At 42.8% G+C, this 12711-nt stretch carries 16 protein-coding genes; 7 read left to right on the top strand and 9 right to left on the bottom strand.

Annotation, left to right across the window (positions count from 1 at the left end; genetic code table 11):
• Nucleotides 1–49 precede the first annotated feature (49 nt).
• The 3 genes from mcrG to O8C68_11350 all read left to right on the top strand — a co-directional run bounded on the left by mcrG (nt 50) and on the right by O8C68_11350 (nt 2865).
• Entirely contained in the window at nt 50–799 is a 750-nt protein-coding gene (gene mcrG / locus O8C68_11360) for a coenzyme-B sulfoethylthiotransferase subunit gamma (protein ID MCZ7396390.1), read from the top strand.
• Between the two features lie 11 nt (nt 800–810).
• Nucleotides 811–2511, top strand: coding sequence for a coenzyme-B sulfoethylthiotransferase subunit alpha (gene mcrA, locus O8C68_11355; protein ID MCZ7396389.1), 1701 nt, complete (start codon nt 811–813; stop codon nt 2509–2511).
• A gap of 105 nt (nt 2512–2616) precedes the next feature.
• Nucleotides 2617–2865, top strand: a complete 249-nt coding sequence (locus O8C68_11350; GenBank protein ID MCZ7396388.1) for a hypothetical protein — start codon at nt 2617–2619, stop codon at nt 2863–2865.
• 97 nt (nt 2866–2962) lie between these two features.
• On the opposite strand, the gene O8C68_11345 is transcribed toward O8C68_11350, so the two are convergent.
• A complete protein-coding gene (locus tag O8C68_11345) occupies nt 2963–3268 on the bottom strand; it encodes a hypothetical protein (GenBank protein MCZ7396387.1) in 306 nt (101 codons plus the stop codon).
• A gap of 61 nt (nt 3269–3329) precedes the next feature.
• Between O8C68_11345 and O8C68_11340 the strand changes: the two genes are divergently transcribed.
• Complete coding sequence (locus O8C68_11340) at nt 3330–3503, top strand: hypothetical protein (GenBank protein ID MCZ7396386.1); 174 nt, start codon at nt 3330–3332, stop codon at nt 3501–3503.
• 388 nt (nt 3504–3891) lie between these two features.
• Here O8C68_11340 and O8C68_11335 read toward each other — a convergent pair whose 3' ends face one another.
• The 4 genes from O8C68_11335 to O8C68_11320 all read right to left on the bottom strand — a co-directional run bounded on the left by O8C68_11335 (nt 3892) and on the right by O8C68_11320 (nt 5272).
• Entirely contained in the window at nt 3892–4059 is a 168-nt protein-coding gene (locus O8C68_11335) for a hypothetical protein (protein ID MCZ7396385.1), read from the bottom strand.
• Between the two features lie 166 nt (nt 4060–4225).
• Nucleotides 4226–4381, bottom strand: coding sequence for a hypothetical protein (locus O8C68_11330; GenBank protein ID MCZ7396384.1), 156 nt, complete (start codon nt 4379–4381; stop codon nt 4226–4228).
• Nucleotides 4382–4421: 40 nt separating this feature from the next.
• A complete protein-coding gene (locus O8C68_11325) occupies nt 4422–4598 on the bottom strand; it encodes a hypothetical protein (protein MCZ7396383.1) in 177 nt (58 codons plus the stop codon).
• Between the two features lie 68 nt (nt 4599–4666).
• Nucleotides 4667–5272: a hypothetical protein gene (locus tag O8C68_11320; protein ID MCZ7396382.1), complete on the bottom strand. Its 606-nt coding sequence runs from the start codon at nt 5270–5272 to the stop codon at nt 4667–4669.
• Between the two features lie 156 nt (nt 5273–5428).
• Here O8C68_11320 and O8C68_11315 point away from each other — a divergent pair, with 156 nt between their 5' ends.
• Nucleotides 5429–6391, top strand: coding sequence for a cation diffusion facilitator family transporter (locus O8C68_11315; GenBank protein MCZ7396381.1), 963 nt, complete (start codon nt 5429–5431; stop codon nt 6389–6391).
• 236 nt (nt 6392–6627) lie between these two features.
• Entirely contained in the window at nt 6628–7503 is an 876-nt protein-coding gene (locus O8C68_11310; protein ID MCZ7396380.1) for a cation diffusion facilitator family transporter, read from the top strand.
• Here the strand turns inward: O8C68_11310 and O8C68_11305 are convergent.
• Both O8C68_11305 and O8C68_11300 read right to left on the bottom strand, forming a co-directional pair.
• Complete coding sequence (locus O8C68_11305; GenBank protein ID MCZ7396379.1) at nt 7500–7937, bottom strand: hypothetical protein; 438 nt, start codon at nt 7935–7937, stop codon at nt 7500–7502. The genes O8C68_11310 and O8C68_11305 overlap by 4 nt on opposite strands.
• A 1-nt stretch (nt 7938) precedes the next feature.
• The gene (locus O8C68_11300; protein MCZ7396378.1) at nt 7939–9582 is read right to left on the bottom strand and encodes a hypothetical protein; all 1644 of its coding nucleotides are present in this window, start codon (nt 9580–9582) and stop codon (nt 7939–7941) included.
• Between the two features lie 205 nt (nt 9583–9787).
• Between O8C68_11300 and O8C68_11295 the strand changes: the two genes are divergently transcribed.
• A complete protein-coding gene (locus tag O8C68_11295; GenBank protein ID MCZ7396377.1) occupies nt 9788–10870 on the top strand; it encodes a hypothetical protein in 1083 nt (360 codons plus the stop codon).
• On the opposite strand, the gene O8C68_11290 is transcribed toward O8C68_11295, so the two are convergent.
• The gene (locus tag O8C68_11290) at nt 10863–11051 is read right to left on the bottom strand and encodes a hypothetical protein (protein MCZ7396376.1); all 189 of its coding nucleotides are present in this window, start codon (nt 11049–11051) and stop codon (nt 10863–10865) included. The genes O8C68_11295 and O8C68_11290 overlap by 8 nt on opposite strands.
• 9 nt (nt 11052–11060) lie before the next feature.
• Nucleotides 11061–12707 (bottom strand): archaellar assembly protein FlaJ, encoded by a 1647-nt coding sequence (gene flaJ / locus O8C68_11285; protein MCZ7396375.1) that lies wholly within the window; start codon nt 12705–12707, stop codon nt 11061–11063.
• Between the last annotated feature and the right edge of the window lie 4 nt (nt 12708–12711).

Below are 12711 nucleotides of genomic sequence, written 5' to 3'. Positions count from 1 at the left end.
ATCCCCGGAAGTAGAAAGAACCGATTCAAAATAATAAGGAGGAAAAAATATGGCTTATAAACCACAATACTACCCTGGCAATACCTCAGTTGCCAAGAATAGAAGAAAACACATGTCAGATGACGTAGAGAAACTGCGTGATGTCTCAGATGAGGACTTAACCGCAATTATGGGACACAGAGCACCAGGTTCTGACTTCCCAAGCACCCATCCACCACTGTCGGAAATGGGCGAACCTGATGACCCCGTAAGAGAGGTTGTAGAACCAACCCCTGGCGCAGCAGCAGGCGACAGAGTCAGATACGTACAGTTCGCTGACTCCATGTACAATGCTCCATCTACACCATACTGGAGATCGTACCATGCAGCAATCAACTTCAGAGGAGTTGACCCAGGCACACTGTCAGGCAGACAGGTTAACGAAATGAGAGAGAGAGACCTTGAAGAGTACGCTAAGAGGCAGTGCGAGACCGAAATGACAGACTGGGGTCTTGCAGGCATGAGAGGCTGTACAGTTCACGGGCACTCGCTCAGATTGCAGGAAGACGGCGTAATGTTCGATATGCTGGACAGGCGCAGACTCGAAGGCGGCGTTATCGTAATGGACAAGGACCAGGTTGGTGTACCAATCGACAGAAAGGTCAACCTTGGAAAGCCAATGAGTGAGTCCGAAGCTGCCAAGAGAACCACCTTCTATAGAGTGGACAATGTACCCTTCAGAAGCGACAAGGAAGTAGTCGAGCACGTACAGAGAGTCTGGGAGTTAAGAACCAGATATGGCTTCCAGCCAAAGGCATGAGGTGATTCAAAATGGCAGAACCAAGATTTAAGAAATCAATGGAAACAAAGTACGCAAAAGAATGGGGATCCAATAAATGCGGCTCCACAGCAAAGAGCAAAATAACCGACAAGAAGACCAAATACCTTAGATTGGGCTATACGCAGAACCCAAGAAAGGTAGAGATGACCAAGTGCGGAGCGGCAATCACCAAGAAGAGAGGATTGCAGGCATATGATCCAAAGTTGCATCTTGCCGGTATCCCCATGGGTCAGAGACAGTTGACCCCGTATACAATATCTGGAACAGATATCGTATGCGACGGTGACGATCTCCACTTCGTCAACAATGCTGCAATGCAGCAGGAATGGGACGACATAAGGAGAACATGCGTCGTAGGACTTGACCTGGCACACGAGACGCTTGAGAAGAGATTGGGCAAGGAAGTTACTCCTGAGACCATCAACTACTATCTTGAAGTCTTAAACCACGCCATGCCCGGCGCAGCTATCGTTCAGGAACACATGGTCGAGACACACCCGGCATTAGTGGATGACTGCTATGTGAAAGTATTCACAGGCGACGAATCCCTGCAGGATGAAATCGACAAGCAGTTCGTTATCAATATCGATAACGAGTTCCCTGAAAACCAGGCAAAGCAGATCAAGGCAGGAATAGGCAAGACATCATGGCAGGCAGTGCATATCCCGACCATAGTCACAAGGACTGAGGACGGACCAGGCACAAGCCGCTGGATGGCAATGCAGGTCGGTATGACCTTTATCAGCGCATATCACATGTGCGCCGGTGAAGCGGCAGTCGGTGAACTTGCATTCACAGCCAAGCACGCAGGACTTGTCGAAATGGGTGATATGATCCCGGCACGCAGAGCAAGGGGACCAAATGAGCCCGGAGGATTGTCCTTCGGTCATATGGCAGATATCGTCCAGACAAGCAGAAAATCCGATGACCCGGTGAACGTCGTTCTCCAGGTAGCAAGTGCAGCAACAATGCTGTATGACCAGATCTGGCTCGGCGGCTACATGTCAGGCGGCGTCGGATTCACAATGTATGCATTACCAGCATACTGCAACGATATCCTTGACGACTTCCTGTACTGGGGCGACGAATATGCATCAAAGAAATACGGCGGTCATGCAAAGGCAAAAGCCACCATTGAAACTGTAAAAGATATCGCTACAGAAACAACACTGTACAGTCTTGAAGCATACGAGAAGTACCCGACAACACTGGAAGACCATTTCGGTGGTTCACTGAGAGCAACAGCCGTAGCAATGGCATCAGGCGGCGCAACAGCACTGGCAACCGGACACAGCAATGCCGGTCTATCAGCATGGTATCTGAGCATGTACCTCCACAAAGAGGCACACGGAAGACTCGGATTCTACGGGTATGACCTGCAGGATCAGTGCGGTGCAACCAACGTGTTCTCGATCGGAAGCGACGAGGGCTGCATAGGAGAACTCAGAGGCGCTAACTACCCCAACTACGCAATGAACGTAGGACATCAGGGTGGATATACCGCAGTAGTTCAGGCAGCACACGCCGGGAAGAAGGATGCATTCTGTGTGAACCCGCTGGTCAAAACCTGCTTCGCAGATGAGTTAGTCAACTTTGACTTCGCGGATCCAAGAGGATGCTTTGGCAAGGCGGCACTCAGAGAGTGGGACCGCTGCGCCGGCGAGAGAGCGTTCGTTATCCCAGCAAAGTAAATCTATAAGTAGGCTTCATGCCTACTTTTCTTATTTTTTTGGGATATCGGGATTAAACGGAAAAACATATATTATAGTTTGATATTCATGGTGATGTGATTTAATATGGCAGAAGCAAAAGTAAGAACACCCAAAGTACCAGGTGAAGTGAAATGTGCATTTTGTGATGGGACAGGGAAACATTTTGGCAAGGCATGTATTGTCTGCGACGGAAAAGGAAAAGTAGAAGTTGTTGATTCATCACGGAAGTGCCAGTGGTGCAAGGGAAGAGGTTATTTAATGCATGACATACCATGCACTAATTGCGGCGGAACTGGCGCCACAAGACCTATTGGCAGAGAGCGCCTGTTTTAATATTATACGGAAGTATGGGGGTTAAAAATTCCCCTACTATTTATTAAAGATTGAGCTTTATAAGAGTCTTAAGGCTTAATAGGTATTATTGAAATAATTATTTCTTATAATTATATTTCTCACTCATTTTCTTATAAATATAATCATGCGCGCTGTTCACCGACTCCAGCTCTCCGCGCAGTACCAGAAGATTTTCCGGTTCTACGTCGATAGTTTTTAAAACGCATCTTCGAGAGGTAACTTCTAAATTAAATTTATCTATGGCTTCAAGGATTAGTTTATGAGGAACTCCCGGGGGTAAAACCAGGTCGTACAATCCCTCAACATCGTTTCCCTTCCCCTCAACGACATCTTCCTCTTCAACAAATTCTTCGCCAACGTATTTAGGGTTTTTATTTGCCATGGGAATCACTTAACATGAAATCATTATTAAGTCACATAAAGCTTGCGGTGATTGGCTCGAAATGTTCAATAATGGCACTGTTGAGTACGATTATGAGGTATCACAGGGCATGTCAAAAAAGGATACCGATGAGATAATTCAGGAATTCTATAATGAACTTTCAATTACAGGGATTTTTCTCTCTGGAGTAATTACAAGAACTCTAAGAATAAAGTCCTGGAGCTTGCTCTGCTGATTGACAGGATACAAACGAAACAATTGAAGAATCACCGCCTTGTAAATCCAGAGAATAATGAACTCCATCCTGTGCTGAATGTGGGATATTTGTGGGTACATTCAATTTCAACCTTGCACAGATAATTCATGCAATGATGTCGGGAAGTTTTCTGGAAAAATCGTTGCAGAACGAAAGGGTAAATGTGCTGTTTGATACCAATAAAACAGGATATTTACTATAACGGATTTTGCAAAATTTATACTTGATAATTGCAATGGGAAATTAAATTTATCTGAAATAGTTGATACAATTAAACAAAAGTATCAGACGACCTATCCCGATGCAGAATTTAAATGTAAAAACTTTTTGACCGGGTTGATCGAGAAAAATATTATTGCAATATAACTTATGGTGCCCTCGGTTTTATTTTCGTTGAGCCGCAGTTGGGGCATTCTGTTGCGCCTTTTTTCATGAAAGTCTTCTTGCATGATACGCACCAGTACATCCCGTATGCTCTTCCCAGTTCCGCAAGCTCTTCAGGCTTTATTTCGAACGGGGTATATGTGCTGCACATTGTTCCCACCTCCGTTTATAATGATTGTATATGATATTAGTAGTGTTCATATTAAGCTTTTGTGTGCTCAAAAAATAATCAAGAGAAGCGGCACAAAAGAGGGAATCTTTCATACGACTTTTGTGTCACACTTCTCCATATCTACCTGTGTAAAATGACTCCAGCGTCATTTATACTGTGCACCCTTGGGCTGCTCTGCCTTTCGGGCTCTCAGTTTTGCATAGAAATCATTCTGTCTCTGTTTCTCTGCGGAGTCTTCTTTTCCAACTTTGACTTTCTGTGCTTTTTCTGCATTCTCCATTGAGCTTTCTAGTCCAACCATTTTGTCACCTCCTTTTTATTTATTAGTCATACCACAAATTTCATATCTGCTTCACACGTTTCAATGTAACCTTTTCAGTTTCGATTTCAACATCGACTTCTGCGCCTTTCTCGAGGGGCAAAGGAAACTGTGAATCGCTAACTACTTTTGATTCGATGAGCACTTTGAAACTGCTCAAGGGCGGTATCGCTATTATTCTCCCTTTTCCCTTTATCACCTTTACCTCCTAGGGATAGTAATATTTAATAATGATGTACCCTGTATTTATACCTATCTCAGTACCTGTTAAAATTTTTTTTCTTCCTTGGGAATTATTATCTTTTTAATATCGTGCCAGGTAACAAAAAGAGAATCTGAACTATCAGACGGCTCAAAAAGAACACCGAATGAATCTGCATGTTTAAGAACCCCTGCATGCGTCGATCCGGAAACTGTCTGTACCTCTACTTTCCTGTTCACAAAAACTCCAAGATAAACTCTGGAAGATCTCTCCTTTGAATCCGTGTGTTTATATGCATGTGATATTACAAGATCGGGTAGAACTGGTATCAATTTGACAAAGTATTCAAAAAATTTGTGCGGGACATCAAGGATGAGCACATCTGATATGAGTGGATGACTCTGTACTTTGCTTCTTGAGAATTCATAATCCTGGCTCAGGCAGACCAAAGCGCAAACCTCAGCATTTCCGCCAGATGATTCCAAGGACAATAATTTTTCTATCGAAGCCGGATTTATCTCCTTAGGTTTTCCTTCAAAGTTCAAGCCAGCCCTGTTCATCTCAAGAAGCATCGAATTAAGTTTCAGGAAATCAGCTGCCCGGACTATTGCAAGAGATGTCATTTCTATCCACGTACCTTGTTCAATCCCGTTTTTTGTGTTTTCTCTCAATATGTTAGAATAATTACGGTGATAAATAGGTTTTGAAATGTTAAATACCCATGAACTAATTCTGGGACTATATCCCTTTATACTATCACTAAGATTAAGTAAAATATCCCGTTTACGACCCCGTATTTAAATACGGGGAATAAGGGGATTGATAAAATGCCTGATAACAACAAATATTTTGCAGCATCTCATGAAATAGCCAAGGTTGCGAGACTCTCAATCTACTCCAATACTTTTTTACTTATCATGAAGCTTGCAGCAGGCCTTTTCATGGGCTCGATAAGCGTACTCTCAGAAGCCCTCCATTCAGGCATTGACCTGCTGGCAGCTGTTATTGCCAATTATTCGGTGAGAAAGGCCGGAAAACCTGCTGACGAGATACACAAATTCGGGCACGGCAAGTTTGAAAATGTATCGGGTACAATCGAAGCAATTCTTATTTTCATAGCGGCATTAATCATATTGTTTGAGGCAGGTCAAAAGATATTACTCTTTATGAGTGGTGAAAAATTACTGAAAGGATACATTGGCACAGGAATCATTATCATGGGCGTATCCGCCGTGGCGAACTTAATTGTTTCCAGGAAAATCATGAAGGTTGCACTAAAAGCAGAGTCCATAGCCCTTGAAGCAGATGCTTACCACTTATCTACAGACGTGTACACTTCAGTAGGTGTCTTTATCGGTCTTGTGCTTATCAAGCTGACAGGTATTGAGATTTTTGACCCCATTCTGGCAATAATCGTTGCGCTCATCATTCTTAAGGCATCGTATGACCTGACAAAACGCTCCGTATCCGGAATTATGGATGTAAAACTTTCGGATGATGAAGAGAATATCATTAAGTCTATAATTTCCGAGCACTACTCCCAGTACGCCGAATATCATGACCTTCGCACAAGGATGTCGGGCGCCGAGAGGTATGTGGATTTGCATCTTGTTGTTCCTAAGAACCAGCACGTTGCGGATGCGCATGAATTCTGCGACCATCTTGAAAAAGATATCAAGGAGAAAATCCCCAACCTTTCGATATTAATTCACATCGAGCCATGCGAAGAAGATTGCGAAATATGCAAGAAGCTGGATGTATGCAAAGTGGCTGACGCCAGCCATAATTAAAACATCTTATTAAGAACTTCTCTTTCAGGCATGCCGACCGTTATGCCGAGCTTCTTAGCAGCCTCTGAGACATCAACGGCTTTTGGGGCGCATGCATATCCAGCTTCAGTCCAAGAGCACTGCCATTTTCAAGTTTAATCTCTTCAATGAGCATGAACTCTACGTGGTTTTACCGATAGAAATATTTTATCATGCCCCAATCCTTAAGACCCAGTATTTAAATACGGATTGATGCCATGGAAGAAATTCATAAAAATCTGAAGATTGCAATAATCCTCACCGCACTCGTCTTTATCCTGGAATTCGCAGGCGGGATAATCTCGAGCAGCCTTGCCCTTCTCTCCGACGCTGTCCATGTATTTATGGATGTGGTGGCATTAGTTCTTTCATACGGTGCCTTAAAAATATCAACCCGTCCTTCCAACAGGAACGTGACTTTCGGCTACCACAGATTTGAGATTTTTGCTGCAATGATCAATGGATTGACGATCATCGGGATTGCATTTTTCATCTTCTATGAAGCTTATGGGAGGATATTGAAACCGCCGACTGTAAATGGCGTTCAAGTGCTGGTTATAGCCACCATAGGATTGATTGTCAATACATGGGCGGCTTTAAAGTTGCACGGGCATCATGATCTCAATATCAAGGCGGCATACCTGCATGTAATTGGCGATGCTCTCGCTTCAGTGGCAGTGATAGCAGGCGCAGTAATTATCATTTTCACTGGAAAAAGTGTTGTCGACCCTGTGCTTAGTATTTTAATCGGTGCGATGCTGTTTTACGGTGCATTCAAACTCGTATTCGGCTCGGCGCGCATCCTGCTCGAATTCGCGCCAAAGCATGTTGATGCAGATACACTGGCGAAGGCCATGATGGAAATTGAAGGAATCAAAGGCGCACATGATATCCATATCTGGAGCATCTGTTCGAATATCCATGCCATGAGCGCCCATGTTCTCGTGGACAGGATACATGTTCAGCAGACGGAGATATTAATAAGCAAAATCAGCAGGATGGCAAAGGATAGGTTCAGGATATTGCATACCACGTTACAATGCGAATGCGCTGAATGCGAGCCTGTGGAGATCGGACATGAGGACTATCATTAGCTCTTTCTTCCGCTCATAATTTTCCCGAGTTTAAGCAAGAGATTCTCTACTTTACTCTTTACTGATTTTTGTGCTTCACCGGGTTTTAAAGGTACAGATGCAGCAACTGGTTTTTCCAGCACTTCTGGCTTCTTGACCATTGGTGCGGGTTTTTCCTCTTTTAAAAGGTACCAGGATACGATCTCGGTAGAAGCAACTACTCCGATAATTGCAGACCAGATTAAAAGCAGGATGTGGAGATTCTGTATGGATATACCTACAAATGAGAATTCCTGCTGTTTAAAGAACGCTATTGTCAGGCCGGGCAGGAGATAGACCGAAGCCACAGGGACAAGCATAAGCACGAGTAAAGAAAGTATAGGTGAGATGTATACCAGAATCATTAAAATTAAAATAACATATATAAAAAATATTATAATTGAAGCAATATCCATATTATTTCCTCCTTTTAACTGTGGCTAATAAATATACAATCAGCGCCGCGCCTGCGATAATTCCTGCAATCGCAATGAACGATGTAATCATAAACGACATTATCTCATACTGCCCGGAATTTAAAGTTGATGCTTCTTCTTTTTTCTCCATATTAGCATTAATTCCTTTTGCTCCGGGTTCAACAATATTTGATTGTGCTTGTCTTACGACGCCGCGAATATCCCGATATGTTGCATCTGCTGCTGGAAGTTTTTCGATATTACCCTTCAAGGAATACGTGATGGTAGCACTTCCACCCCCATCAACAAAACCCGACATCGTTGTTATCCCACTGGCAACCGGATAACCATCAGGAATGTTATCAGATACACTCACGCTCGCTTTCCTGTCACCTGTATTGCTTATAACAAGTTTAACCTCTGTCTGGCTGCCATTGTTCACTGCTGTTTTAGTCATACTTATGTAGGGCATATGCATTGTCATTCCCACTTTTTTAGAAGTGGATGATCCACCATCCCACTGTGCAGTTGCAGCGGGAAGAAAATACAATCCAGGTCTTTGCGGTGTTACATAATACGTAATAGTTGTGGAATTCTTGGGCCCAAGTTCGACATCCCAGTCCAGTTTTTTTGCCGCAAGTTCGTCCGGTACCGAGTCGTGGACATGTATTGATTTATTATTCGATCCTGAATTATGAACATAGAGTTCCACCGTGACGTTTTCGTCATCCGTATCAGTCGGGGCTCGTTTTATTACCGAGAGCTCGGGTGTGATGAATACATCCTTGCTCGCTGTGATTACCTGGGCATTGTTGTAATAATCCCGTGTCTCGATTTTTGCAGTGACGGTAAGTGTGGAATCAGCAGGCAGCTTAGTTATTTGTGAATGGAAGGACTGTGTACCGTTAAAACCTGTTGCTGCGAAACTATCTGGCAGGATTTCAGCGTTCAGGTTGCTTTGCAGAGTTACGCCCACTATATTCTGGGCAGCATCGCTCGCTATTTTTATTGTAACAGGAATGGTTTCATCCGGAAAATATTCATTCTTATCCGTTACAACCTCAGCTTGAATGGCAGGAGCCTTATTTGTAAAGAATTCAAGCTCTATAGAACCTGTTCTGTTTATATCTCTGACAACAAACCTTAGGTCCCCGTAGTCTTTTGAGCCATTATTTGAAAAAGCATTTGTTTCAGTCATGCTGTTGTTTGATACTATAAGGTTAACCGAATCGCTACCAAGGGTGTCGATATTGAAAGTATAATTTTCGATTGAGTATGCCTCGCCCCATTTCAACACCGTTTTAGCTAACGGACTCCAGATGTTTTCATTTTCAGGTTTACTGATTGCTATCCACGAATAATCCCCCTTAATTCCAAGCAGGGTTATTCCGATGGTATCGTATTTATTGAAATCGTTTACATAAAACTCTCTCGTTTCTATCGGATTCCCGCCTCTGTAAACGGTCACGGCGGCTTTTGTATTATCTAATGTTTGTGATTTTATGAGATAATTCTCAAAGGATATTGATTGGTTGGATTTGATAAATCCAGAGTTTTTGGCAACCCAGACATTATCTGTTGTGCTGGCAGATGCAATTGGGAGGATACCGATTATTATGAAACATATTACAATTTTTATGCTCATTATGCTCATAATTGAATTCTATTGGTTTAAACTTTTTCTTGTTTGTACTGGCAAAATGGATGCAATATCCGAATTTAAACCTCAAAACGGATAGAGTATATATACACCAAATAAATATATAATAATAAATATTAAATAGTAAACCCATAATATTATATCTCATGATGATAATTATAACCTATTTAAGAGAAGGTTAAGGAAATCTATGTTTAAAGACTTGTCGGGAAAATTTGGATTGGCAATGCCCGAAGTGTCTCTTATTAAAAAACTTGAGAGGCTAAAAAAAGCTTCGGTGGCACCTGAGACGAAGGGTGGCGACTTATCCCAGGATGTAATAGAAAAGCTCAGGGAGGAGCTTAAAAAAACCCCCGAAGAGCTTACCAAAAAAATCGAAGAGATGATAAATTCAAAATCAGAGCAGATAAAAGCCAATGCAGAAGCGGTAAAGAACATCGAGTCACAGTTCAGCAAGCTGGAACAAGCTGTATCGTCAGGAAAAAAAGGCATAGACGATTTTAAGGCAAGGCTGGACAAGATGGATGAAACTGTCCTGGAATTATTGTCGCTGTATGAAGTCGTGTCCAGTACTGTGAACCCCTTTTTGGATAATAAAGAGAACCCAATGGTTGAAAAGCTGGCTGATATTGAGAAAAAGGTAGAAGAGCTGAGCCAGAAAACCCCGGAGGTACCAGAAAATCTCACAACGGATCTTGATAATAAATTCAAAGCTATTGAAAGCAATATGGAAGACTTGAAAAAAATGGCGGAGTCAAATGCTGTAAATGAAGAGGCTTTGGTTGAAAAAGTTTCAGGGCAGGTTCTGGAACACATCAAACCTGGGATGCAATCGCCAAAGTCCGGGGTTTCTACAATCCCCCAAGCGGCGAAGGCATTTGAACAGCAAACATCAGAAGCATCCCGATACAGCGAAGATCAGGGCGTAAGGCTTGCTGTTCTTGATAACAGGCCTGAGACCTCGGTCATTCTACTGAACTGGATCCAATTCCTTTTGGAAAAGGTGGGACGAAATAACTTAATCGATATACTTGAATATTATATTGAAATAGGCTGGATAAGCGAAGAAGTAAGTTCAATAATGATGGATTATGCGAATGGGATAGATTATCATGTGGAAAGACCGACATGGAAACTTCTGCCTGAAGACCACACAAAATCCCTCCTGTTTATAGAACAATTAAAAGGTAAAAAGATAGATAAGAATATAATTTCAAGACTTGAGCGGGATATTGACAAGATTATCCGCAGCAGTGAAATCCTGGTTACTTGATCTTTTTTCTGCTTCTGCCATATGTGTAGAACAGCAATATAATTAATAGTGCGGTTCCTGCCATTGTTACCAATGCCAGGCTTTGATATGAGTTCTTGTATGCGTATACGGAAATCAGCGTTCCTATGGACATCGCTACAGGCATTAACATACTGAGCGTTGTAAATTGTTTTGATACCATTTTTATTCCTCATCCCAGCATGTGGAGCATCGCGGCAAACGAAACCTCTGCTGCAATAGCAGAAAGCCATACCATGCCCACAAAATGAATATAAGAATTGAAAACACTGCCCCCATCCACAGCCCTTAACATGAGTGCACATAGCAAAGAGTGCCCTACCATCATGCTCATAAGCAACAGTGCAAGCAGATTTATATCAACGACACCGGACAGAGAAATAATCGAGGCCATTCCGGCAGGCATGTCGGTACCTGAAAATATATTTATAAGCATCTTGACAATCCCGAGCGTGAGAAACATGGTGAAGGCAATTCCGCCTGTCAATCCATATACTTCCCCAACAAGGCTTGTTGCCAGAGAATAACGAAGTTTTCTCAATGATATAATGCGCATAAAGTTGTCCCCGATTATCTCGCCGATAACTTCTGGTTTCCCTCCCATATCGATTCCTTCTGCAAATATCGTGGCGAACCGCTCGATGAGGTTGCTGCCCGTACCTGCTGCAAAATAATTCCAGGACATATATTTATTGATTCTTGTCTCAAGCCGTTTGTATAAATCATTGACCTCAGGAGTGAGGGGACCAAAATCATGGTAGGTCAGGTTGCGGAGCGATTCGCGGATAATACCGCCTCTTGCTCCCGAAGTTGAGCCGAGGGCACGCACGAATTGAGAAAAATTATCATCTTTTCTTTTTATCGATTCTTCCTCCCTTCTGGCATAGTACCCTGTTATGGCAAGGGGAGATAGGGCTATTGCAATCATTATGGTAACCGGGAGTCCTCCCCCAAAGAGCAATAATACGACTGACAGAACTGTGGTTCCGATTATAGAAATCGGAAAAGACATACGGATAACCCTTTCTGCCTCTGTTTCGATATTAAGTGTGTGCCAGATTTTATCTTTTGGCGCCTTCGTTTTCATGACATACACAATAACCCCTTCAGCCCCAAGGAATGTCACAATAGAGCCCCCCATGAGAATAAGCGGCGACATACCAGTTATTACAGGCATTATCAGTGAGATCGATGTAAGGAAGATGAGTGCGGTCATCATTGCAACGAATATCTCTTTTGTCATTGAGATTTCACCGAGGGATTTCTTATACATGGTGTCGAATTCATTCATCACGACTTTCTGTTCCGTCCATACAAATTCGTCAAAGGCCTCTCCCGCTTCGACAGAATGCGCCAGTCTATCGAGAAAATCCGCAAAAATCGCTGAGGGTGTTCTTTTCGCAATAAACCTGCAAGCCTGGGCAAGGCTGAGATTCCAGTCGTTCATCAATGAATAAATCTTACCTGTTTCCGTGGCAAGATAGCCGTACGCTTCATGCATGGAAAGATGATGAATAACCTCCTTCCTTGCCATATTGGATGCTGCCAGCACGCCCATATGCGTGATATAATAATGCATGTTCAGGTCAATCTCACTTTTCTTGGCACCCATCACGGAAAGGGGATAAAAAATTACAAGTCCTATACAGATCACGGGAACAAGTAAAAGCACGTACAGGAATATGCCTGATACAAGGCTTGGTGCAACTAGAAGCATGATGAGCGGGAAAAGAACACCCATACCTGCAATAGGCAGAGCAAACTTCTTCGTGTATTGCTCCTGGGTCATGTCCATACATTCGAATGCTTTTTTTAACATTGTT

The sequence above is a fragment of the Candidatus Methanoperedens sp. genome, assembly GCA_027460525.1.
Classification (GTDB): domain Archaea; phylum Halobacteriota; class Methanosarcinia; order Methanosarcinales; family Methanoperedenaceae; genus Methanoperedens.
The sequence above is the reverse complement of the archived record's forward strand: the minus strand, read 5'-3'. Positions and strand labels throughout refer to the sequence as shown.